The 24664-nt window shown below is 49.1% G+C and carries 19 protein-coding genes and 2 pseudogenes; 15 read left to right on the top strand and 6 right to left on the bottom strand.

The window, feature by feature from the left end; genetic code table 11:
- Positions 1-6: 6 nt before the first annotated feature.
- Positions 7-1392 carry an amino acid permease gene (locus tag ACKTRM_RS03835; RefSeq protein ID WP_012117046.1) on the bottom strand — a complete coding sequence of 462 codons (1386 nt, stop codon included), beginning with the start codon at positions 1390-1392 and terminating at the stop codon, positions 7-9.
- A gap of 244 nt (positions 1393-1636) precedes the next feature.
- On the opposite strand from ACKTRM_RS03835, the gene ACKTRM_RS03840 reads away from it, so the two are divergent.
- The 3 genes from ACKTRM_RS03840 (at position 1637) to ACKTRM_RS03850 (ending at position 4992) form a co-directional block, all read left to right on the top strand.
- On the top strand, positions 1637-3094 hold the full coding sequence (locus ACKTRM_RS03840; protein WP_012117047.1) for an aldehyde dehydrogenase family protein: 1458 nt from the start codon (positions 1637-1639) through the stop codon (positions 3092-3094).
- 465 nt (positions 3095-3559) lie between these two features.
- Positions 3560-3964 carry a methyl-accepting chemotaxis protein gene (locus tag ACKTRM_RS03845; protein ID WP_370466150.1) on the top strand — a complete coding sequence of 135 codons (405 nt, stop codon included), beginning with the start codon at positions 3560-3562 and terminating at the stop codon, positions 3962-3964.
- Between the two features lie 128 nt (positions 3965-4092).
- Positions 4093-4992 (top strand): SDR family oxidoreductase, encoded by a 900-nt coding sequence (locus tag ACKTRM_RS03850; protein WP_007408956.1) that lies wholly within the window; start codon positions 4093-4095, stop codon positions 4990-4992.
- 46 nt (positions 4993-5038) lie between these two features.
- Here ACKTRM_RS03850 and ACKTRM_RS03855 read toward each other — a convergent pair whose 3' ends face one another.
- Positions 5039-6106, bottom strand: coding sequence for a tetratricopeptide repeat-containing glycosyltransferase family 2 protein (locus tag ACKTRM_RS03855; protein WP_012117048.1), 1068 nt, complete (start codon positions 6104-6106; stop codon positions 5039-5041).
- 158 nt (positions 6107-6264) lie between these two features.
- Here ACKTRM_RS03855 and ACKTRM_RS03860 point away from each other — a divergent pair, with 158 nt between their 5' ends.
- The 3 genes from ACKTRM_RS03860 (at position 6265) to ACKTRM_RS03870 (ending at position 10016) form a co-directional block, all read left to right on the top strand.
- Positions 6265-8154: an ABC-F family ATP-binding cassette domain-containing protein gene (locus tag ACKTRM_RS03860; protein WP_012117049.1), complete on the top strand. Its 1890-nt coding sequence runs from the start codon at positions 6265-6267 to the stop codon at positions 8152-8154.
- Positions 8155-8345: 191 nt separating this feature from the next.
- Complete coding sequence (locus tag ACKTRM_RS03865; RefSeq protein WP_012117050.1) at positions 8346-8768, top strand: MerR family transcriptional regulator; 423 nt, start codon at positions 8346-8348, stop codon at positions 8766-8768.
- A gap of 63 nt (positions 8769-8831) precedes the next feature.
- Complete coding sequence (locus ACKTRM_RS03870) at positions 8832-10016, top strand: MFS transporter (protein ID WP_007408959.1); 1185 nt, start codon at positions 8832-8834, stop codon at positions 10014-10016.
- Positions 10017-10059: 43 nt separating this feature from the next.
- Here the strand turns inward: ACKTRM_RS03870 and ACKTRM_RS03875 are convergent, their stop codons facing one another.
- A complete protein-coding gene (locus tag ACKTRM_RS03875; RefSeq protein WP_012117051.1) occupies positions 10060-11616 on the bottom strand; it encodes an ABC-F family ATP-binding cassette domain-containing protein in 1557 nt (518 codons plus the stop codon).
- Between the two features lie 170 nt (positions 11617-11786).
- On the opposite strand from ACKTRM_RS03875, the gene ACKTRM_RS03880 reads away from it, so the two are divergent.
- Positions 11787-12917, top strand: a complete 1131-nt coding sequence (locus tag ACKTRM_RS03880) for a DEAD/DEAH box helicase (RefSeq protein ID WP_012117052.1) — start codon at positions 11787-11789, stop codon at positions 12915-12917.
- 71 nt (positions 12918-12988) lie between these two features.
- Positions 12989-13435 (top strand): annotated as a pseudogene (locus tag ACKTRM_RS03885) (GNAT family N-acetyltransferase).
- A 53-nt stretch (positions 13436-13488) separates the two neighbouring features.
- On the opposite strand, the gene ACKTRM_RS03890 reads toward ACKTRM_RS03885, so the two are convergent.
- Positions 13489-14508, bottom strand: a complete 1020-nt coding sequence (locus ACKTRM_RS03890) for an NADP-dependent oxidoreductase (RefSeq protein ID WP_012117053.1) — start codon at positions 14506-14508, stop codon at positions 13489-13491.
- Between the two features lie 128 nt (positions 14509-14636).
- The gene (locus ACKTRM_RS03895; protein WP_007610002.1) at positions 14637-14987 is read right to left on the bottom strand and encodes a DUF3212 family protein; all 351 of its coding nucleotides are present in this window, start codon (positions 14985-14987) and stop codon (positions 14637-14639) included.
- 190 nt (positions 14988-15177) lie between these two features.
- On the opposite strand from ACKTRM_RS03895, the gene ACKTRM_RS03900 reads away from it, so the two are divergent.
- From ACKTRM_RS03900 to ACKTRM_RS03925, 6 genes are all read left to right on the top strand, one after another.
- Positions 15178-15525 (top strand): general stress protein, encoded by a 348-nt coding sequence (locus ACKTRM_RS03900; protein ID WP_003155650.1) that lies wholly within the window; start codon positions 15178-15180, stop codon positions 15523-15525.
- Positions 15526-15688: 163 nt separating this feature from the next.
- On the top strand, positions 15689-16954 hold the full coding sequence (locus ACKTRM_RS03905; protein ID WP_012117054.1) for a pectate lyase family protein: 1266 nt from the start codon (positions 15689-15691) through the stop codon (positions 16952-16954).
- Positions 16955-17078: 124 nt separating this feature from the next.
- On the top strand, positions 17079-18515 hold the full coding sequence (locus ACKTRM_RS03910; protein WP_007408966.1) for an anion permease: 1437 nt from the start codon (positions 17079-17081) through the stop codon (positions 18513-18515).
- Between the two features lie 500 nt (positions 18516-19015).
- Positions 19016-19309, top strand: a complete 294-nt coding sequence (locus ACKTRM_RS03915) for a hypothetical protein (protein ID WP_123912791.1) — start codon at positions 19016-19018, stop codon at positions 19307-19309.
- A gap of 95 nt (positions 19310-19404) precedes the next feature.
- Positions 19405-21636: an NTTRR-F1 domain gene (locus ACKTRM_RS03920; protein WP_227749521.1), complete on the top strand. Its 2232-nt coding sequence runs from the start codon at positions 19405-19407 to the stop codon at positions 21634-21636.
- Between the two features lie 93 nt (positions 21637-21729).
- The gene (locus ACKTRM_RS03925) at positions 21730-23013 is read left to right on the top strand and encodes an NTTRR-F1 domain (protein WP_123912793.1); all 1284 of its coding nucleotides are present in this window, start codon (positions 21730-21732) and stop codon (positions 23011-23013) included.
- Between the two features lie 41 nt (positions 23014-23054).
- On the opposite strand, the gene ACKTRM_RS03930 is transcribed toward ACKTRM_RS03925, so the two are convergent.
- Positions 23055-23402, bottom strand: a complete 348-nt coding sequence (locus ACKTRM_RS03930) for a hypothetical protein (RefSeq protein ID WP_269475401.1) — start codon at positions 23400-23402, stop codon at positions 23055-23057.
- Positions 23403-23408: 6 nt separating this feature from the next.
- On the opposite strand from ACKTRM_RS03930, the pseudogene ACKTRM_RS03935 reads away from it, so the two are divergent.
- A pseudogene (locus ACKTRM_RS03935) lies at positions 23409-24572 on the top strand (exosporium glycoprotein BclB-related protein); the annotation flags it as partial.
- Between the last annotated feature and the right edge of the window lie 92 nt (positions 24573-24664).

Below are 24664 nucleotides of genomic sequence, written 5' to 3' on the forward strand. Positions count from 1 at the left end.
CCCTTTTTATTTATTTAACAAACTGTGTTTTCTCGAATACATCATATAAACGACGATCCCGGCGGCGATCCAGATGACAAAGGCGAGCCATGTCACGCCCGGCAGGCTGCTTGCGAGATACAGGCATAAGCATGCGCTGATGATCGGCACAAAAGGCACGAAAGGAACACGGAAGGAAGATTTGATCTCCGGATGTTTCTTTCTTAAAACGATGACGGCGATCGCAATGACCGTAAAGGCCGCCAAGGTTCCCATGTTGACGAGATGCGCCAAGGTTCCCAAATCAATAAAACCCGCGATCCCGGCGGCAACGATCCCCGTCACCCATGTGTTTTGAAACGGTGTTTTAAAACGCGGGTGAACCTTGGAAAACATGCGGGGCAAAAGGCCGTCTCTGCTCATCGCAAATGTAAGGCGCACCTGAGCGTAAAGCAGAGCGAGCATGACCGTTGTAATCCCGATAATCGCGCCGACGGAAATAATGCCTGCTATCTTGTTCTGGCCGACAAATTGGAGCGCGAAAGATACCGGATCCCCGACATTCAGCTTGGTGTACGAAAGCATTCCCGTCAGGACGAGCGATACCGTAATGTAAAGGACGGTGCAGATGGCGAGCGCGCCGATGATTCCGACCGGCATTGATTTCTGCGGGTTTTTCACTTCTTCCGACGCGTTTGACACGGCATCAAATCCGAGATACGCGAAGAAAACGGTCGCGGCGCTCGTGATGACGCCTTTCATTCCGAACGGCATAAACGGCGACCAGTTTTCCGGTTTCACGTAGCCGAAACCGACGATGATAAACAGCAGAATGATCGCAATTTTCATCAATACAATGACATTGTTAAAGCGGGTGCTTTCTTTCACGCCCCTTGAAACAATCGCGGTAATGACCAAAATAATGATAACGGCCGGCAGGTTGAACCCGGCACCCGTTTTGCTGCCGGGTGCGGCGGTCAGCGCCTCCGGAAGATGCAGCCCGAAGCCCGCAAGAAGCGACTGGAAATAGGATGACCAGCCGGTTGCGACGGCGGCGAGCGCGATGACATATTCAAGCATTAAGTCCCATCCGATTAAAAACGCGAGACACTCCCCGAGAGTGACATATGAATACGTATATACGCTGCCTGAAATCGGAATGGATGAAGAAAATTCCGCATAACAAAACGCGGCGAGCGCGCAGGCAAGGCCCGCGAGCACAAACGACAGAATCAAAGCCGGTCCTGCGCCTGTCGCGGCCACAGTCCCGGTAATCACAAAAATCCCCGTGCCGACAACACAGCCGATTCCGAGCAAAACCAAGTCAAAAGCGCTTAACGAGCGGGACAGGCTGGTCTGTTTGCTCTGGGCCTTTAAGTCGGCCAGCGGCTTTTTCCGAAATAGTAAAGACATATGGGTCCTCCTGAAAATTCATAATATTCTTATCATTATATACACTGACGTTTGTATTATATTGTCGAAATTTCTCGCAGTCAATTAAAGAATTTTCCACTTTAAAAGGACAAAGCTAAAAAGCGTCGATGCACGGAAGGAACGGGAATTTTATTGTGAAATAGTTCAATTTTCTCACCTTAAGACCGATACAAAAGATGACTCATCAACTAATTTCAAGTTTCGGTGAAAGGGAGATGTTTACATGTTTCAATATGAAGAACTAAATAAGCAGTTTATCGGCGGCCGATGGAGGGATGGGAGCAGCCGGAACGTATTGGAAAACAGAAATCCTTATACTCAAAAAGTCATCACCTCATTCCAAAAAGCGACGTCTGATGACGTGGATGCGGCATATCGGGCCGCGGCTCTTGCGAAACAAGAATGGGACAAAGTAAACCCTTTTAAAAAGCGGGCCATTTTGGAAAAAGCCGTTTCTTTCATTGAAGAGCACGAAGAAGCGATTATTTACTTAATCATGGAGGAGCTTGGCGGAACACGGCTGAAGGCTGAGTTTGAAATCGGACTTGTCAAAAATATGATAAAAGAAGCCGCAACATTTCCGGTGCGGATGGAAGGGAAAATTCTCCCGTCCACGATTGACGGAAAAGAAAACAGGCTGTACAGAATACCCGCCGGAGTCGTGGGGGTGATCAGCCCGTTTAATTTCCCGTTTTTCCTTTCGATGAAATCTGTTGCGCCGGCACTGGGCGCGGGGAACGGCGTCGTGCTGAAGCCTCATGAAGAAACACCGATCTGCGGCGGAACGCTTATCGCGAAAATTTTTGAAGCGGCCGGCGTACCGGACGGGCTGCTGAATGTTATCGTGACGGATATCGGGGAGATCGGCGACAGCTTTGTTGAGCATCCCGTCCCGCGGATAATCTCATTTACAGGCTCAACCGGAGTGGGCAGCTATATCGGACAGCTTGCGGTCAAACACTTTAAAAAACCGCTGTTGGAGCTTGGCGGAAACAGCGCGCTGATCGTGCTTGAGGATGCTGATCTTGAATACGCCGTCAATGCGGCTGTATTCAGCCGGTTTACGCATCAAGGCCAGATCTGCATGTCGGCGAACCGCGTGCTCGTTCACACATCTGTATATGACAAATTTACAGAGCTTTACGAAGCGAAAGTGTCATCGCTGAAAGTCGGCGATCCGATGGACCCTGATACGGTTATCGGTCCTTTAATCAATGAGAGACAGGCGGAAGGTCTGAGACGGTCTGTCGAAAAAGCGATAGAAGAGGGAGCGGTTCCGGTGCTGTCCGGCCGATTCAGCGGAACGGTCGCTGAGCCCGTCATTTTAAAAGATGTGAAACCTGAGATGAGCATTGCGAAGGAGGAGCTGTTCGGACCGGCCGTCTGCATCATGACGTTTGAAACGGAGGATGAAGCGGTAAGCATCGCAAACGCGACACCGTTCGGTTTAAGCGGAGCCGTGCATACGGCAAACGTTGAGCGCGGCGTTGAGTTTGCTAAGCGGATCGAAACCGGCATGATTCACGTCAACGATACGACCATTAATGATGAACCGAACGTCGCGTTCGGCGGCGAGAAGCAATCAGGTCTCGGCAGGCTGAACGGTGAATGGAGCCTTGAAGAATTCACCACGCTGAAATGGATTTCGGTTCAGCATGAAAAACGGCAATTCCCATATTAAGAAGGAGTGAAAGAAATGAGTATACAGACGGAGCAGCAAACGCACAGCCTGCTTGACGCATTTGTCAAAGTTGCGCCTTTTTTAAACAGCCTGATCCAAGATGACATCACCATCGGAATTTATGATACAGAAAAATTAATCGTGAATATTCCGGCTAAAACGTTTTCTCTTAACGTAAAGCCGGGAGACCCGCTGCAAAAAGGGGACATCATTACAGACGCGATCCGCATGAATCAGAAGAAGACAAGCATGGTGCCGAAAGAGCTGTTCGGATTTCCGCTGATCGCCAGAGCGATTCCGCTTCACGATGAAAACGGAAAAGTCATCGGCGGCGTCGGTCTCGGCACGAGCCTTGAAAAATCAGCCAAGCTTCATGATGTCGCTGAAAGCCTGTCCGCCGTCGTGGAACAGACCGCTTCGGCCATCGCGGATATCTCAGAATCCATCAGCGGTTTCTCAGCACAGATGACCGGGATTTCCACTCAGGCGAAACAAGTCAGTGAAAGCGCGGGAGAAATCGCCGACATTTCCGTCACTGTCAAGGGCATCTCGGATCAAAGCAATCTGCTCGGTTTGAATGCGGCCATTGAAGCCGCGAGAGCAGGAGAATCCGGCAAGGGCTTTTCCGTAGTGGCGGATGAGATCCGCAAGCTTGCCACTCATTCAAAAGACAACGTCGGCCAAATTGACCAGATTACGAAAAAAATCCACAGCCTGCTGAAAGGGCTGGAGGACTCTATTGAATCCATCAACCAGAACACAAACGGTCAAGCGGCGGCGGTTGAACAAATTTCTGCAACGATGCAGGAAATTTCGGGAAGCGCCCAGCATTTAGCGAAAATGGCTGAAAACGTACTCGGAGAGTCATAAAAAAAGGGAGCTTACGGGCTCCTTTTTTGTTTTCCCTTTACCAATCGGAAACTGCACTTACACGTTTGATCCGTCATGCTCAGGGGTACACATACGAATACATCACCAATGATAAAGGAGAGTCTTGTATGTCTGATGCAAATCTGCACAACCCGCTGACGAAATATGATCATGATGAATTTCCAAAACAATATCAAGAACCGCCCGGTTTGCAGAAAGAGATGAAGCCTGTGCCGGATTGCGGTGAAACAAGCTATAAAGGAGCCGGCAAGCTGAAGGGAAGAAAAGCCCTCGTCACCGGCGGCGATTCAGGTATCGGCCGGGCCGCCGCGATTGCTTATGCCCGGGAAGGGGCGGATGTGGCGATTAACTATCTGCCTGAGGAACAGCCGGATGCTGAAGAAGTGAAAGCGTTAATTGAAAAAGAGGGAAGAAAAGCCGTTCTGTTGCCGGGAGATTTAAGCGATGAAGCGTTTTGCGGAGAATTGGCGGAAAAAGCGTATCAAGAGCTTGGCGGTCTTGACACGCTCGCTCTTGTCGCCGGCAAACAGCAGGCAGTGGATGATATCAGCGATCTTGCCACAGAACAAATCTATCAAACATTTGAAGTCAACGTATTCTCGCTGTATTGGCTCGTCAAAGCCGCGCTTCCGTATCTGCCGGAAGGCGCGTCTATTATCACGACAACGTCCGTAGAAGGGTATAATCCAAGCCCGATGCTGTTGGATTATGCCGCGACGAAACATGCCATTATCGGTTTTACTGTCGGCTTAGGAAAACAGCTGGCGAATAAAGGAATCAGAGTCAACTCGGTAGCGCCGGGGCCGATCTGGACGCCTCTGCAGATTTCGGGAGGGCAGCCCGGTGAAAACATTCCGAAATTCGGTAAGGAAACACCGGCCGTTCCATTAAAGCGCGCCGGACAGCCGGCGGAGCTAGCAGGGATTTATGTCTTTTTGGCCTCAGAAGAATCGAGCTATGTGACATCCCAAATTTACAGTGTAAGCGGAGGAATTCCGACAGCGTGATCAATAAGGAGCTGCCCTTCATACGGGGCAGCTCTTTTTTTCGATGTTATGTGCCGAGCACGTTTTGATTATACAGGACACTCGGATGTGACGGATGATAGGAGGCGGCTTTGTCGTTATGAATCTTCGCTTTTTCTCTGTCGCCGAGCTGCCAGTGGCAGACGCAGAGCTGCAGATGGGGATACCAGGTGGAATATTCGAGCTGGGTAAAGCCTGCATCACTGCATTTGGCGGATAGGGCGAGCTCATACCAAAACACGCCCTGCCGGTATTGCCGTTTCTCCGCAAAATAGTCGCCGAGCCTGCAGCAGAACTCCGGCCGCGGACAATCGATCAGAAATGATTTTAAGAGAGACGTCATGGCGGCCTCTTCATGGCCGACCGCCCTGTAGCAATCGGATAGATATTGGCACGTTCTGATCTCGTCTTCGATCCAGCACTGTTTTGTGGAAAGAAAATGGTGATAATACGTGATGGCGCGCTGATATTGGCCGTGATCCTTTAATTCATTCGCGAAGTAAAACAAATCGCGCGGTGTCATCGTTTCACTGTTTTCCGCCATTTTCTCATAAATCTTCAAGTTGCGGTCTGAGGGAGGCGAGTGCTTTTTCGCGGATTTCCGGTGTGTGACGGCAATATCGGTTTCTATGATGTTTCCGTATACTTCAAGATACTCATGCACGGCTCCGATCCAGCGGAACCCTTTTTCACGCTTGACGAGTCGGTTGCGGCGGTATCTGAAGCTGACCTCTCCCCGAGCATCAAAGCCGACGTGATAATACATGGATACCGCATCCACCTCTTTTGAAAGCGACGCCTTCAGCTCAATCAGCTTTTCACGGTCCTTTTCCGTCAGCATATCGTCAGCGTCCAGCCACAGAATATAATCCATTTCCGCTTTCGAAAACACAAAGTTACGGGCGGCCGCAAAGTGATCGATCCATTCAAAATCATAAATCTTATCCGTATAACGGGCCGCGATTTCTTTCGTCCGGTCGGTCGAGCCCGTATCAGCAATCACAATTTCATCCGCAATGTCTTTAACGGAATCAAGACAGCCCGCAAGCACTTCCTCTTCATTTTTCACGATAACGCACAAACTGACGCTGATCATGTCATCACCTCTTCCCCTCCAGTGTATAAAAGGAGAGGCGGAAACATTCTTCGGACAAAATGATCTCTTCCAAGAAATTTGTCTGTCCTTTTACTAGTTTTATTCCAGCGCCTGATTTAAAATGAACACATGAACTTACGTGAGGATTGATAGGAACCATGAGCATCATAAAAGCGGAAAACCTTTATAAAACATACGGAGATAAGACATTATTCGACCATATCTCCTTTCATATTGAAGAGAATGAAAGAATCGGTTTAATCGGCCCGAACGGAACGGGGAAGTCTACGCTTCTGAAAACCATTGCCGGCCTTGAATCAACGGAGGAAGGCGAGATTACGGCTTCAGGAAACGTGCATATTGAGTTTTTGCATCAGGACCCTGATCTTCCGGCCGGACAAACCGTACTTGAGCATATTTATTCCGGCGGATCAGCCGTCATGAGAACGATGAGAGAATACGAAAAAGCGCTTCAGGCGCTGAATGAAGAACCGGAAAATGACCAGCGCCAGAAACAGCTGCTTGATGCGCAGGCCCGAATGGACGCGAATGATGCGTGGGAGGCGAATACGTTAGCCAAAACGGTTTTAACCAAACTTGGCGTCACCGATCTGATGAAGGATGTCAGTGAGCTGTCCGGCGGCCAGAGAAAGCGCGTCGCGATTGCGAAAAACGTCATCCAGCCGGCAGACCTGCTCATATTGGATGAACCGACAAACCACTTGGACAATGAAACGATTGAATGGCTGGAAGGCTACTTATCGCAATATCCGGGCGCCGTTATGCTTGTCACGCACGACAGATATTTTCTGAACAGGGTGACGAACAGAATTTACGAGCTTGAGAGAGGCAGCCTTTATACGTATAAAGGAAACTATGAAGTATTCTTGGAAAAACGGGCCGAACGGGAAGCGCTGGCGGAGCAGAAAGAAACAAAACGTCAAAACCTCCTGCGCCGCGAATTGGCGTGGCTCAGAAGAGGGGCGAAAGCGCGCTCGACGAAACAAAAAGCGAGAGTGGACAGAGCGGAGGCGCTCAAAGAGCAAAAAGGGCCGGCAGTCTCCGGATCACTCGATTTCGCGATCGGCTCCCACCGTCTCGGAAAACAGGTGATCGAAGCCGATAACGTCGCCATTACCTATAACGGCCAAGCGCTGATCAGCCAGTTTAATGAGCTTGTCATCCCGGGGGAAAGAATCGGCATCATCGGGCCGAACGGAATCGGGAAAACGACACTTTTAAACAGCCTCGCCGGCAGAATTCAGCCTGACAGCGGCAATATCACCATCGGGCAGACGGTCCGGATCGGCTACTACACCCAGGACCACAGCGAAATGAACGGCGATATGAAAGTCATTGAATATATAAAAGAGACGGCTGAAATCGTCAAAACGGCGGAAGGCGATGTCATCACCGCGGAACAAATGCTTGAGCGTTTTCTGTTCCCGCGTCCGATGCAGCAGACATATATCAGAAAGCTGTCGGGCGGGGAAAAGCGCCGTCTGTACTTGCTGAATGTACTGATGCAGGAGCCGAATGTGCTGTTTTTAGATGAGCCGACCAATGATCTGGACACAGAAACATTAAGCGTGCTCGAGGATTATATCGAACAGTTCCCAGGCGTCGTCATCACCGTATCCCATGACCGCTATTTCCTTGACCGCGTCATTGACCGACTGATCGTATTTGAAGGACAAGGTGTCATTTCCCGTTTCCAAGGTTCGTACAGTGAATACATGGAACACGCAAAAGCGAAGAAGACGGCGGTAAAACAGCCGGCCGAAGAGAAAAAGACGGAGGAAGAGCCGAAGAAAAAGCGCAAAAAGCTTTCATATAAGGATCAGATCGAATGGGACGGCATCGAAGACAAAATCGCCGGCCTTGAAGAAAAGCATCAGCGTCTGGAAGCGGAAATCGCTGAAGCGGGAAGTGATTTCGGAAAGATTCAAGAACTGATGGCCGAACAGGCAAAAACGGCTGAAGAGCTTGAAGCGGCGATGGAGCGCTGGACCGAATTGTCACTGATGATTGAAGAACTTGAGAATTAAGAAAAGCCGGTACGGCCCCCGAGAAAGATGGCGGGTCATACCGGCTTTTTTTATCTTACACAGATATCTCCCGGCGCTTTAAAGACAAACGTTTTGTCCAAACAAAGTTTATCAGGCATAAAAAGTTTACGTTTACGTTAAGGTTCAAATGGTGTATAATAGAAACAGATACGACAAGAGGGGGATTCACCTTGGAATGGATGAAGATTGATCAAGTTGCCAAGCGAAGCGGATTGACAAAACGAACCATTCGTTTTTACGAGGAGATTGGTTTGATTCCTGCTCCTAAACGGACAGAAGGCGGCGTCCGGCTTTACTCTGAAGATGATATGGAGGAGCTCGAAAAAGTAACCAGCACAAAAGAAGTGCTCGGTTTTTCCCTTCAGGAGCTTCAGCAGTTTATGGAGATGAGCCGTCAGCTGGAATTAAACAAAGAGGGGTACTTGTTGTCACTGGATCCGAAGGAACGGAAAGAAAAGCTGGAAGAGATTCAGCAGGCTTTGAACCACCAGCTTGAGATGATTGATGAGAAGATCAGCACATTTCAGCATTTTAAAACGCGCCTTAACGGAATGAAAGAAAAAGCTGACCGCGCCATTCAATCAATCGAATGATTTTGCTGTAAACGCTATGGATATAGCGTTTCTTTTAATGGATGAAACAGGAGGTCTGGTCAAATGGATACATCATCACAACAGAAAACAGGCTTATTCAGCCAGCCGAAAGCCGTTTGGGCGGTTGCGTTTGCCTGTGTTATTTCCTTTATGGGAATCGGTCTTGTCGATCCGATTCTTCCGGCGATCGCCGCACAATTACATGCTTCACCTAGTGAAGTATCTCTGTTATTTACAAGTTATTTGCTCGTTACCGGTTTTATGATGTTTTTCTCCGGCGCGATTTCCAGCCGGATCGGCGCAAAATGGACGCTGCTTCTCGGACTTATTTTTATCATCGTGTTTGCCGCCCTCGGCGGAAGCTCAAGTTCAATCGCTCAGCTTGTCGGCTATCGCGGCGGCTGGGGGCTTGGGAATGCTCTCTTTATTTCAACCGCGCTTGCCGTCATTGTCGGGGTATCTGTCGGCGGCAGCGCCAAAGCCATTATTCTGTATGAGGCTGCACTCGGCTTGGGGATTTCCGTCGGGCCGCTTGCCGGCGGTGAGCTTGGCAGCATTTCATGGCGCGCTCCGTTCTTCGGAGTATCTGTCCTCATGTTCATAGCGCTTTGCGCGATTTCACTCATGCTGCCGAAGCTGCCGAAACCGGCGAAACGCGTCGGTGTGTTTGATGCGATGAAGGCGCTCAAATATAAAGGCCTTTTGACAATGGCAGTATCTGCATTCTTATACAACTTTGGATTTTTTATTTTGCTTGCTTATTCTCCGTTCGTGCTGGATTTAGATGAACACGGCCTTGGATATGTCTTCTTCGGCTGGGGTTTATTGCTGGCAATTACGTCAGTCTTTACGGCGCCGCTCGTGCACAAAGCGCTGGGAACAGTGGGTTCGCTCGTCGTTCTCTTTATCGCCTTTGCGGTCATTCTCATCGTCATGGGGATATGGACTGACCATCAGACGTTGATCATTACGTGTATCGTTGTCGCCGGTGCTGTTCTCGGTATGGTGAATACGATCATGACAACCGCTGTGATGGGTTCTGCGCCGGTTGAACGTTCAATCGCGTCTTCAGCCTACAGCTCAGTCCGTTTTATCGGCGGTGCGCTCGCTCCGTGGATTGCGGGAATGCTGTCAGAACACTTCACCGCAAGCACTCCATATACAGTAGGCGGGATCGTCGTTTTTGTCGGCATGCTTGTCCTTCTCATGGGACGCAAACATCTCGCCGGAATAAAAGCCGGACATTAAGAAAAAAAGGAACTTCCGCACAGGCGGGAGTTCCTTTTTGTGTTTACAGCACTTTCGTCGTCCAAGATTCACAATTCCATGTTTCCGTCGCGATATCCATGTAGAACTCGGGTTCGTGGGAAATCAGCAGAATAGAGCCTTTGTATTCTTTCAGCGCACGTTTCAGCTCTTCTTTCGCATCGACATCCAGGTGGTTTGTCGGTTCGTCAAGCACGAGCAGGTTTGTTTCTGAATTGATCAGCTTGCACAGTCTGACCTTCGCTTTTTCTCCTCCGCTGAGAACGGAGACGCGGCTTTCAATGTGTTTGGTCGTCAGGCCGCATTTGGCGAGGGCGGCGCGGATTTCGTACTGGGTAAAGGAAGGAAATTCGCTCCACACTTCTTCGATGCACGTATTGTTATTGGTTTCTTTCACTTCCTGCTCGAAATAGCCCGTGTATTGATGCTCGCCCCGTTCCACCGTGCCTTCCAGCGGCTGGATTTCACCGAGCAGGCTTTTTAACAGCGTCGTCTTCCCGATGCCGTTTGCGCCGTACAGGGCGACTTTCTGTCCGCGCTCCATTCTGAGATTGAGCGGGCGTGACAGCGGAGTATCGTAGCCGATGACTAAGTCCTTCGTTTCAAAAATGAGCTTGCCTGACGTTCTCGCAGGCTTGAAATGGAATTCCGGTTTCGGTTTTTCGGCCGCCAGTTCGATCATATCCATCTTATCAAGCTTTTTCTGGCGGGACATCGCCATATTTCTCGTGCTGACGCGCGCTTTGTTGCGGGCGACGAAATCTTTCAGCTCAGCCACTTCCTGCTGCTGTTTTTTATAGGCGGCTTCGAGCTGCTGTTTTTTCACTTCGTATACTTCCATAAACTGATGGTAGTCGCCGACATAACGCGTCAGCTCCTGATTTTCCACATGATAAATCAAATTGATCACGCTGTTTAAAAACGGAATGTCGTGAGAAATTAAGATGAACGCATTTTCATATTCCTGCAAATAGCGTTTCAGCCATTCAATATGCTGTTCATCAAGGTAGTTGGTCGGTTCGTCCAACAGAAGGATTTCCGGTTTTTCCAAAAGCAGTTTGGCGAGCAGCACTTTCGTCCGCTGTCCGCCGCTTAAATCTGTGACGTCGCGGTCAAGTCCGACATCCTGCAGGCCGAGGCCGCGGGCGATTTCTTCAACTTTGCTGTCAATCACGTAGAAGTCATTGTTTGTCAGGGCGTCTTGAATGACACCGACATCTTCAAGCAGCTGCTCAAGCTCATCAGGGTCCGCTTCGCCCATTTTGTTGTAAATCTCATTCATTTCCTCTTCCATCGCAAATAAGTAATGGAACGCATCTTTCAGCACGTCGCGGATCGTTTTTCCTTTTTCAAGCACGGTATGCTGATCGAGGTAGCCGACGCGCACGTTTTTCGCCCATTCAACCTTACCCTCATCAGGCTCAAGCTTTCCGGTAATAATATTCATAAACGTTGATTTACCTTCGCCGTTTGCTCCGATTAAGCCGACGTGTTCCCCTTTTAAAAGACGGAACGATACATTGTTAAAAAGCGCACGGTCACCAAAGCCGTGGCTTAAATCTTTTACGGATAAAATACTCATCATTACACCTCTATCGTTATCAGACACGCTTTTTTATCATGTGTCTTTCTCATTTATGATTATAAAGGAGGAGACCGTTTGTTAAAAGGCTTGGAAGGAAAAAGAAAATTGCGTTTGGCGCGTGCATTTGAGATACTATGGAGTAGATTTTAAGAATTGAGGAGAACGACATGACCCAAACATGGCCATTTTTACAGCATACACAACCATTTATCGCCGAAAACTGGGAGGCCTCAGGCTTTCAGGAGCCGACCGTCATTCAGGAAAAAGCCGCCCAGGTGATTATGGAAGGGAAAGACGTCATTGCCGAATCCCCGACGGGAACGGGAAAAACATTGGCGTACACGCTTCCGGTTCTGGAGCGGATCAACCCGGAACAGAAACATCCGCAAGTGATCATTTTAGCGCCGTCCCGCGAGCTTGTGATGCAGATTTTTCAAGTGATTCAGGATTGGATAAAAGGCTCCGATCTTCGCGCTTTGTCTTTGATCGGCGGGGCAAACGTGAAAAAGCAGGTGGAAAAGCTCAAAAATAAACCGCATATCATTGCGGGCACACCGGGCAGGGTGCTCGAATTGATTCAGGCGAAAAAGCTGAAAATGCATGAAGTCAAGACGATCGTTCTTGATGAAGCGGATCAGCTCGTGACACAGGAACACCGCGAAACGATGAAAAAAATCATTAAAACGACGCTGAAAGACCGACAGCTTTTAAGCTTTTCCGCTACGCTGCAGCCGGAAACAGAACAGGTGCTGAATACCATCGCACACGAACCGGCCGTTTTGAAAGTGAAGCGGAATACGGCGGAAAAAGCGCGCGTCACGCATCAATATCTCGTCTGCGATCAGCGGGATAAAGTAAAGCTATTGCAAAAGCTGTCACGGCTGAACGGCATGCAGGCGCTCGTGTTCGTCAGAGATATCGGAAATTTAAGCGTCTATGCGGAAAAACTCGCCTATCACCATGTGGATCTCGGCATCCTGCACGGAGAAGCGAAAAAAATGGAGCGGGCAAAGATATTATCAGCGTTTGAACGGGGAGAATTTCCGCTGCTTCTGGCGACTGACATTGCGGCGCGCGGACTCGATATCGATGATCTTCCGTACGTCATTCACGCGGACATCCCGAATGAAGATGGGTACATTCACAGATCAGGCCGGACGGGGCGGGCCGGTAAAGAAGGAACCGTACTCAGCCTTGTCACGCCGATGGAAGAATCCAAATTGAAAAAAATGGCCAAATCACTCGGAATTGCGCTGAAAGAGGCCGTTTATTCAGGCGGAAAATTATCTGAGAAATAAGAAACGGAGGGCGGGAAGCCCTTCGTTTTTTTGTTGTAAAATAATAGAAAAGGTTCAGGCGGGGCGGGAAGATGGTTTCAATAGACCGATTTCAAATATTGAAGAAACGTGAGCTGAAAATACTTGAACACTGGTTTAAGAACGATAATATCAAACGGAGAATGGATGCGATGCTGCCATTAGACGCGTGGTATGCACGATTGAATAAAGATGAAGACGATACTGTCATTATGGCATATGACGGGTAGTGTCCGACAGGCATGGTCTCTATAGAGTTTGTGGAGGAGCGGGCATATATCGGATTGATCGTCAATCCTTTGTACCAGCTTCAAGGGTACGGAAAACAGATCTTGCAAAAACTGCTGACTGACCCTGATGTTAGTAGCGTGCGGGAATGGGCGGCAAGCATCGAAAAAGACAATCAAATCAGTTTAGCCTGCTTTCAAGCAGCGGGATTCACTTTGGAAGATACGGAGCCTGGTGAAGACGGCTTTCTTACTTTGATTCTTCGCGGCTGATCCGAAAAAGAAGAAAAGGAGGGGACAAAGCCCTCCTTTTTGTCATCATCATGTTAACTTGGATCACTGACTTTGATGATCTGTTTGCCTTTGTTTTCTCCTTTAAACAGGCCGAGGAACGCGTCAGGAATATTGCTGAATCCTTCCGTAATCGTTTCTTCATAATGAAGCTTTCCGTCCTTAAGCCATTCGGCCAATTGTTTCGCACCTTCGGAAAAGCGGTCAGCATAATCACTGACGATGAATCCCTGCATCAGCGCTTTTGTTTTGATCAGCTTCGGCTGGACGCGGGGGCCCATGTCTTCTTCTTCACTTTCGGTATTGTACGATGAGATCGCTCCGCATACCGAAATGCGGGCGAATTCATTCAGCAGGTTTATCACCGCATCTGAAATCGGTCCGCCGACATTGTCAAAATAGACATCGACGCCGTCAGGACATGCCTGTTCCAGCGCTTTTTGAATATCATCCGCCGTTTTGTAATTAATGGCTTCATCAAATTGAAGCTCCTCTTTCAAATACGCGATTTTTTCATCAGATCCGGCGATGCCGACAACCCGCGCGCCTTTGATTTTGGCAATCTGTCCGACTGTTGAGCCGACGGCGCCCGCCGCGCCTGAAACGACGACGGTTTCGCCTTTTTTCGGACGGCCGATATCGAGCAGCCCGAAGTAAGCGGTCAGTCCGGTCATCCCTAAAATGCCGAGATACGCCTGGGCGGGTGCGATATCCGTATCCAACTTGCGGAGGGCGGACTCATTGACGGCTGAATATTCCTGCCACGCGAGATTTCCGATCACAACATCTCCTTTTTTCAGCTTATCGCCGTCTGTCAGAACCTCGGCAATCACTCCGCCTGTTATGGCTTCATCTAAAGCGAACGGCTCTACATATGATTTTGTATCCTGCATCCGTCCGCGCATGTACGGATCAACGGACACATAACTCGTTTTCACAAGCACTTCGCCGTCTTTCGGTTCGGGCACGGCAATCGTTTCAAAGCGGAAATCGTCATGGGCGGGAACGCCTTTGGGGCGTCTTGCCAATTGAATTTGCTGCTGATGATTCGGCATACTGAATCCTCCTTCAAGATAAGTGGTTGTTCCAAATGTAACACGAACCATTTCCCGATTACAAAATCAAACCGTCAGCGGTCATAAAAAAAGAAGGGCCCAGGGCCCTTCTTTCCTTATATGCATATTTAATAGAATAACCGGTACACATCGGTGTTTTTCTCATGTTCCAAATATTCATAGGCATTCGTTTTTGAAGAATGAAGCATGTCAGCGGTAACGACGGGCTGAAGCGCGGTCAGATAAGAACCCAGCCTATTTTCAATTTCTTTCGGCAGAACGGATTCGATATCACCGATATTGATAATGATAGAGAAAACGAAATCGATATTAATATGAAAAGTATCTTCAGCAAAGGCCGTAAGCTCTTTTATTCCATCCGGGCAGCGGGTATGCCGGCGGAATACCTGCTTCACTAAATCACTGACAACCCAAGCGTTAAATCGCTGTTCCGGTGAAAAGTAATGAATAGGAACCACCTCCCTGCTTAATCGGCTCATGAAGATTTTTATTTTTCTGATAAAAGTTGCTTTTTCTACTGTAACATGTCCCGCCAGAAAATATCCACCGACAATCTGCCCGTTTTCCCACTGAACTCTCTTTCTTTTGTTTGATCCTTGATTGATCGGGTAAACATCCAATATACAAAACAAAAGGGAGGACTTATCAATGAAACCGGTAGTAAGAGAATATACAAATGATCAAAAACTGATGCAGGACGTAAAAGAGCTTCAGCAATTGGGTGTCGCAAAAGAAGACGTATATGTGCTTTCTCATGATGACGACAGAACGGACCGCCTGGCCGATAATACTGATGTCAATACCATCGGAGCGAAAGAAACGGGCATTAAACACGCGGTCGGCAATATGTTTAATAAAAAAGGCGACGAGCTCCGCAACAAAATTCACGAAATCGGCTTTTCGGAAGAGGAAGCATCGCAATTTGAAAAGCGCTTAGATGAAGGAAAAGTTCTTCTGTTTGTCACGGATAACGAAAAAGTAAAATCATGGGCGTAAGCTGAACAGATCCCAAGGGGTTTTCGGTCCCTTGGGATTTTTTTGCGGTTTCCGCAATAAAACCGAAAGGCACATTCTGTACATTTTCGGTGCTGTTTCTCAACTGATTTGATACAATTCGATTGTAATAAATTGGAACAAAGAATCAGGAGGAGCACAATTCATGAAAAAAATGTTATTTATGCTGGCGGTTTGTTTATGTATGATCCCTGCGGACGTCTATGCCGCTGATCTGGGACGGCAGACGTTAGGAACAAATGACGGCTGGGGAGCCGCTTCCGGCGGGACAACCGGCGGCGCGAAAGCCTCTTCATCGAATGTATACACCGTATCAAACAGACAGCAGCTCGTTTCCGCATTAGGGGGAAGCGCCAACAGCACGCCGAAGATTATTTACATACAAGGCACAATCAATATGAATACGGACGACCGCAATAAAACACTCGGCTTTAATGATTATAAAGATCCGGCATATGATCCGAACGCCTATCTGAAGGCGTACGACCCGGACAAATGGGGAAAAAAAGCGCCGTCAGGCACCCAGGAAGACGCCAGACAGCGATCGCAAAAAAACCAGAAGGCACGGGTCGTGATTGACATCCCTTCAAATACGACGATCATCGGCTCGGGTTCAAATGCCAAAGTGACAGGCGGAAGTTTTAATATAAAGAACGGCGTCGACAATGTCATCATCCGCAACATTGAATTTCAAGACGCTTACGACTATTTTCCGCAATGGGACCCGACGGACGGCAGCAGCGGCAACTGGAACTCTGAATATGACAATATCACCATTAACGGCGCGACGCACATCTGGATCGATCATTGCACCTTTAATGACGGATCGAATCCCGACAGCGGTTTTCCCTACTATTACGGGAGAAAATATCAGCACCATGACGGCCAGACGGATATAGCCAACGGGGCGAATTATATTACATTGTCCTATAATAAATATCATGACCATGACAAAGGCTCCGTCATCGGAAACAGCGACAGCAAGACGTCGGATGAAGGAAAACTGAAGGTGACCCTTCACCATAACTATTACCAGAACATCGTCCAGCGCGCACCGCGGGTCCGGTACGGGCAGGTTCATATTTATAATAATTTTTACGCAGGCTCTAAAAGCGCCGCATACCCGTTCAGCTATGCGTGGGGCGCGGGCCACGCGTCGAAAATATATGCCCAGAATAATGTTTTTGAAGTGCCGGGACTGGCTGCTGATAAAGTCATCAGCGTCTTCAGCGGCGGAAAAGCGCTTCATGAAGACGGCACTCTTTTAAACGGCGCCGCCATTAACGCGTCGGCCGCCAACGGATTAAGTCAGTCCGTCGGCTGGACACCGTCATTGCACGGTTCCATCGGCTCATCATCAAATGTAAAATCAGATGTTATATCTAAAGCCGGGTCGGGCATATTAAAATAATAAACAAGAAGCACAAAGGAAAATATTCCTTTGTGTTTTTTAATTAACAAAAACGTTTATTAACTTAGTTAAGTAGTAAAATGGGATAGGGGATGGAAGACAACAAAATAGGAGGAGACCTGTAATGGCTTCAGAAAAAGACGCAAAAAAACAGCAGGCAGTAAAAATCATTCCTTTGCTTATTACTGTTGCTGTGGGATTAATCATTTGGTTTATTCCCGCGCCGTCCGGACTTGAACCTAAAGCATGGCATTTGTTCGCTATTTTTGTCGCAACAATTATCGGCTTTATCTCCAAGCCCTTGCCAATGGGCGCAATTGCAATTTTTGCATTGGCAGTCACCGCGTTAACGGGAACGCTATCTATTGAAAATACGTTAAGCGGATTTGGAAACAAGACAATCTGGCTGATTGTCATCGCCTTTTTTATTTCCCGGGGTTTCATCAAAACCGGGCTCGGCGCCAGGATTTCTTACGTATTCGTACAACGGTTCGGGAAGAAAACACTCGGCCTTTCTTATTCACTGCTTTTCAGTGATTTAATTTTATCACCTGCCATTCCGAGCAACACGGCACGGGCGGGCGGCATTATTTTTCCTATTATCAGATCATTATCCGAAACTTTCGGATCAACGCCGGCAGACGGAACAGAGCGGAAAATCGGCGCTTTCTTATTAAAAACCGGTTTTCAAGGAAACTTGATTACGTCTGCGATGTTTTTGACGGCAATGGCGGCGAACCCGCTGATCGCCAAGCTGGCCCACGATGTCGCAGGGGTGGACATCACATGGACAAGCTGGGCAATCGCGGCCATTGTACCGGGATTGGCGAGCTTAATCATTACGCCGCTCGTCATTTATAAGCTGTATCCGCCGGAAATTAAAGAAACACCGGATGCGGCTAAAATCGCAACGGAAAAATTGAAAGAAATGGGTCCGTTTAAAAAATCCGAACTCTCCATGGTCATCGTCTTTTTATTGGTGCTTGCGCTGTGGATTTTCGGAGGAAGCTTAAATATTGACGCAACGACGACGGCCCTGATCGGATTATCCGTTTTGCTTTTGTCACAGGTATTAACATGGGAGGACATCAAAAAGGAACAAGGTGCATGGGATACGCTGACTTGGTTCGCGGCGCTTGTGATGCTGGCGAATTTCCTGAATGAGCTCGGCATGGTGTCTTGGTTCAGCAATATGATGAAATCTTCTGTTTCCGGTTTTTCATGGATTGTGGCATTTATGATTCTGATTGTCGTGTATTATTACACGCATTACTTCTTTGCGAGCGCAACCGCGCATATCAGCGCCATGTATGCGGCATTTCTCGCCGTCATCGTGGCTGCAGGCGCTCCGCCGCTGTTGGCGGCGCTCAGCCTGGCGTTTTTCAGCAACCTTTTCGGTTCGACGACGCATTACGGCTCAGGAGCGGCTCCGGTCTTTTTCGGAGCGGGTTATATATCGCAAAGCAAATGGTGGTCCATCGGCTTTATCCTGTCAATCGTCCATATTGTGACATGGCTTGTGATCGGCGGATTATGGTGGAAAGTATTAGGTTTGTGGTAAGAAGAAGGCAGATGCGATCTGCCTTCTTTTTTTTTTGAACTAAGAGATTGATGGGACATTTCACAATGTATAAACCGCCTGAGTACCATAAGGTATGAGGTGATTTTATGAGTGCGAAACGAAATAATCCGTTCACTGGGCAAAGCTCTCACTATAAATGTATGAGCCGTCATGTGAAGAGCTGGTATAAAGAGCCTTCGCGCAGATATAATGAAAAAATTTCTGATGGCTGTTCTCACATAGAAAGTGATAAAACCCCCTCCTTTGCAGAAAAGTACCCTGCACTGTGCTCTCCTAATAGTGTACAAGGACCTCCGGGGAAGAGAGGGCCGGCAGGGCTTCCGGGCTCTCAAGGTCCTCCCGGTCCAACCGGTCCCCCGGGTCCGCCCGGCGGCATACCGATTCTGGCTTTTCAACAAGCTGCTGATGCCGCCGTCATTCCTTTGGATGGATCACCGGCAAATATTCTGTCCGGCACAGTTATAGCAGCAGCTTCTCAATTGATAAAAGTAGATTCTACGGTACAGCTCAATATCAGTCATGAGCCTTTATCCCCGGATTTTTCACTGAAGCTGATTTTGACGCTGAAAAGAGACGGGATAACAGTCAGTACAGAGACGCTTGAATTGAATTTGTTTTACTCAGGCGGGCAGTCTCTCATTATTCCGCTGACATTCGTAGACCAGGCGCCGTCTGCCGGGACCATCACGTATGATGTGGTATTAACGGTTGCCGGTTCTGTTAATGTAACAGGTGTTAATGTGACAAACCGTGCCATCAATATGATCGGATAGTACATTTAAATAGGGAATAAACAGAAATCTCGCGAATTGAGTTTCCATAATAGATAAAACTGCATATGCTATGTTGATTTGTACTAGCAAAAATGATGAAAGGAGGGTATAGATTGGCGATTCAAAATCTCATAAACAATGGAAGTTTCGAATCCGGAGACTTAACAGGCTGGAGCGGGGTGAATGCTTCGATTGTGTCTGCATTTGCTCATACGGGAGCATTCTCCGCCCAATTTGCAGGCGGAATTACGAGTGCCTCCTTGTCACAAACTGTTCCTGTCTCTCCGCAGCAATCATTTCAGCTTTTCATTTCTCTCGGCAAAATTGGCACAATTGCAAACCCTGAAATCAATCTGAGAGTTTTATATTTAGATGCTTCAAACGCAGTGGTAGGAACTGGATTAAACATAAACGTCACAATAGGAAACATGCCTAATACTATATTTGATACATGGACTGAGGTCTATCAAACAACAACTGCTGCGCCGGCTGCAGCTGTTCAGGCACAAATTTTAATCAGTAAAACAGCCGGGTCAAGTAATACTCCAGTTGTATTAATTGATGATGTCGCATTTGTTGAAGTAACAGGAATCACGGGAGCGACGGGTCCAACAGGAGCCACTGGAGCGACGGGGTCAACTGGTGCGACGGGAGCTACCGGGCCAACTGGAGCTACAGGAGATACCGGGCCAACTGGGGTTACGGGAGCTACCGGGCCAACTGGGGCGACGGGAGATACCGGGCCAACTGGGGTTACGGGAGATACCGGGCCAACTGGAGCGACGGGAGCTACCGGGCCAACTGGGGTTACGGGAGCTACCGGACCAACTGGAGCTACAGGAGCTACCGGGCCAACTGGGGTTACGGGAGCTACCGGACCAACTGGAGCTACAGGAGATACCGGGCCAACTGGGGTTACGGGAGCTACCGGGCCAACTGGTGCGACGGGAGCTACCGGGCCAACTGGGGTTACGGGAGATATCGGGCCAACTGGAGCGACGGGAGCTACCGGACCAACTGGAGCTACAGGAGCTACCGGACCGACTGGTGCGACGGGAGCTACCGGGCCAACTGGGGTTACGGGAGCTACCGGGCCAACTGGTGCGACGGGAACCACGGGTCCAACTGGAGCTACAGGAGCTACCGGGCCAACTGGTGCGACGGGAGCTACCGGGCCAACTGGTGCGACGGGAGCTACCGGACCAACTGGAGCTACAGGAGCTACCGGGCCAACTGGGGTTACGGGAGATACCGGGCCAACTGGGGTTACGGGAGCTACCGGGCCAACTGGTGCGACGGGAGCTACCGGACCAACTGGAGCTACAGGAGCTACCGGACCAACTGGTGCGACGGGAGCTACCGGACCGACTGGAGCTACAGGAGCTACCGGGCCAACTGGGGTTACGGGAGCTACCGGACCGACTGGAGCTACAGGAGCTACCGGGCCAACTGGGGCGACGGGAGCTACCGGACCAACTGGAGCTACAGGAGCTACCGGACCAACTGGAGCTACAGGAGCTACAGGAGCTACTGGACCAACTGGGATTACAGGAGATATCGGATCAACTGGAGCTACAGGAGCTACCGGGCCAACTGGGGTTACGGGAGCTACCGGGCCAACTGGTGCGACGGGAATCACGGGTCCAACTGGAGCTACAGGAGATACCGGAGCTACCGGGCCAACTGGTGCGACGGGAGATACCGGACCAACTGGAGCTACAGGAGCTACCGGGCCAACTGGTGCGACGGGAGATACCGGACCAACTGGAGCTACAGGAGCTACCGGGCCAACTGGGGTTACGGGAGCTACCGGGCCAACTGGGGTTACGGGAGATACCGGACCAACTGGTGCGACGGGAGATACCGGACCAACTGGAGCTACAGGAGCTACCGGGCCAACTGGTGCGACGGGATCACAGCCGACGGTTGCTTTTCAGAATGCGGTTGATCAAGTGGTGATTCCTTTAGATGGTACTCCGACAAGTGTCTTGACGGCAACTATAACTGCAGTTGCCACTCAATTGGTGAAGATTGATACGACAATTCAGCTTAATATCACCCTTAATCCGCTGACACCTGATTTCTCCCTCGTGCTTTCTCTTGACTTTGAGAGAAATGGAATTATAATCAGCACCGAAACTCTTGAATTGAATCTATTCTATTCAGCCGGGCAATCTATTATTATTCCTCATACGTTTGTTGACCAAGTTCCGGCTTCCGGAATAACTGTGTATAATGCGGTATTAACAGTTGGAAATACAAATAATGTAACACAAGTCGATATTACAAACCGGGCTTTAAACGCAACATCATTCCCTCTGCCATAAATGTTTAAAAGGTGATCGTTTTTTCAGTCACCTTTTTTATATCGCTTTGATAACCATGAGTTTAGATACAATAGTTATGTAAAGTCGGCTGCAATGAAAACACGAATACAAGAGAGGGGGAGTGAATTGGCGATTGACAACCTCATTGTCAATGGCGGTTTTGAAAGTGGAGATTTAAACGGGTGGGACGTGGCCAATGCCGCTGTTAACAGTATATTTGCCCATTCAGGAACATATTCAGCACAATTTTTGATTGAAACAAACGTTGCTTCACTTTCACAAATCGTCCCGGTTACGGTCGGTCAGGCATATCATTTTCAAGTTTCATTAGGAACCATTGGAACGGCTTCAAACCCTCAGGTTAACTTGCAAATCTTATATTTAAATTCATTAGGTGAACCGATTGCAACAGGTTTAGATGCAGCGATCACGATAGGCCATTTACCGAATGTAATTTTTAATACATGGACAGAGGTATACCAAACAACAGCTGTTGTTCCTGATGGAGTAACTGATGCTCAGATTATGATCAGTAAGGCATCTGTGAATACGAACACAACAATACTAATTGATGACGTGTCTCTCCTTCAAATCATAGTGAATTCCGGTCCGACAGGCTCTACAGGATCAACAGGCCCAACAGGCCCAACAGGACGAACCGGGACAACGGGAGTCACAGGATCGACTGGAGCCATGGGAGTCACAGGATCAACCGGAGTAACCGGGACAACGGGACCAACGGGAGCGACAGGAATAACAGGCCCAACAGGACGAACCGGGACAACGGGAGTCACAGGATCGACTGGAGCCACGGGAGTAACCGGGACAACGGGAGCGACAGGAATAACAGGCCCAACAGGACGAACCGGGACAACGGGAGTCACAGGATCAACCGGAGCGACAGGAGTAACCGGGACAACGGGAGCGACAGGAGTAACAGGAGTAACAGGAGTAACAGGCCCAACTGCCAGTACACCGGCCTTGCTCTTCACAAGAACCAACGGGCCGCTCACTGTTTACCCGCCGTTAAATACAGAAGTTCCTGTTGCTGCACTGGAAATTCCAGTTAATACTTTGCAAAATGTAAAGCTTGATTATTCAGTCAGCGTCGATGTAACATCTACAGCCAATTCAAACTTTGTCTTTGAAATAAGATTATATAGGGGAGCAGTACAGATTCACACAAGACTTCTGTCGCGGTCTGTTATTAGCGCGACTACTCAACGTTTTGGGGTGGCTGATACTACAGTGGATACTGCGCCGACCGCAGGAACAAACACGTACCAGCTGAGGATTATTTTCACAACTGCTAATAATTTAACGACAGCAACTGCTCTCAATATCGATTTTAACAGCATAAGTTTCCCGACAACCTAATGACAACAGCAGACTGATATTTTAAAGATGAAAGACCTGACTTATGCACAGTTAGGTCTTTTTTCTGTAAATGCTGCATGATGCAGCCTTAAAGAACATTTAAAAATTTGCCCAATAGAAGTGGGATTTTGCCACACCTTTTTTCCCCATGGAAATATTATGCAAATAGAGGTGGTGTAATGAGAAAAGGAGATACTTGGTATAACAGATACGACTCTTGGGATTACGACTGCCGGAATAGTAATGAGTGTTGCTGTCATTTTCAACATAAAAGAAGAAATCAAAGGCGCAGTTATCAAAATCGTGCACATTGCTGTGAAGGATTCTGTTGCGAAAACTCTTGCTGTCATGAAAGATGGTGTCCATGCTGTCATCCAAATCATTTTCATGTAAGAGGATTCACCGGAGCAACGGGGTGCACCGGAGCAACGGGGCTGACCGGAGCAACAGGGCTGACTGGAGCAACGGGATTTACTGGAGCAACGGGGTTTACCGGAGCAACGGGGTTTACCGGAGCAACGGGATTCACCGGAGCAACGGGCTCGACTGGGATAACCGGCGTCACTGGAGATCCCGGCGCGACTGGAGCCACCGGCGCTACTGGAATAACCGGTGCCACCGGGGTAACGGGAGTGACTGGAATAACGGGCACGACTGGAGCCACCGGAGTAACTGGAGTAACAGGCTCGACCGGTGTAACCGGGGCGACCGGAGTAACGGGAGTAACCGGAGCCACTGGGATAACGGGAGCAACCGGGCTCACCGGCGCCACTGGAGTAACCGGATCGACCGGAGTAACGGGAGTAACCGGGGATACCGGAGCGACAGGAATAACAGGAGCCACCGGGCTCACCGGAGTCACTGGAGTAACGGGATCAACTGGAGCAACAGGAATAACAGGAGCCACCGGAGATCCCGGCGCTACTGGAGTAACAGGTGCCACGGGAGTAACGGGAGCTACGGGAGCTACTGGAGTAACGGGCTCGACCGGAGAAATCGGCGCCACCGGTGTAACTGGAGTAACCGGGGTAACCGGAGCAGGCGCGATCATTCCCTATGCTTCAGGTCTTCCCACTGCCGTGACGACCATTGCCGGCGGATTAATCGGAACGGTGAGCCTTGTCGGGTTCGGCAATTCTGTAACGGGCGTCAATGTCGGAGGGGGAGGTGCAATTGATCTCACCGGGGCCGGAGGAACTCTGCTGAACTTTGCTTTTTCTGCTCCGAGAAGCGGAACCATTACATCAATTGCCGCTTATTTCAGTACAACCGCAGCATTGTCGCTTGTCGGCTCGACTGTTACGATAACCGCACAATTATACAGTTCCACAGTGCCGAACAATACGTTCACGCCGATCCCCGGAGCATCCGTCACTTTAGCTCCTCCCCTCACCGGCATATTGTCAATCGGCAGCATCAGCAACGGAATCACGACAGGGCTGAACATTGCGGTAACTCCTCAAACCCGGCTGTTAATGGTATTCTCCGCCACTGCGACAGGCCTTTCGCTTATTAATACAGTGGCGGGATATGCAAGCGCGGGAGTTACGATTTCCTGATAGATTGCAGACTGACTTCGGTCGGTCTTTTTTGTGTGTTATATAAACTATGTAAAAGTAAATATATACCTATCATACCTTTTTGGTAAGCC

It is taken from the genome of Bacillus sp. D7-8, from assembly GCF_052055895.1.
Classification (GTDB): domain Bacteria; phylum Bacillota; class Bacilli; order Bacillales; family Bacillaceae; genus Bacillus; species Bacillus velezensis.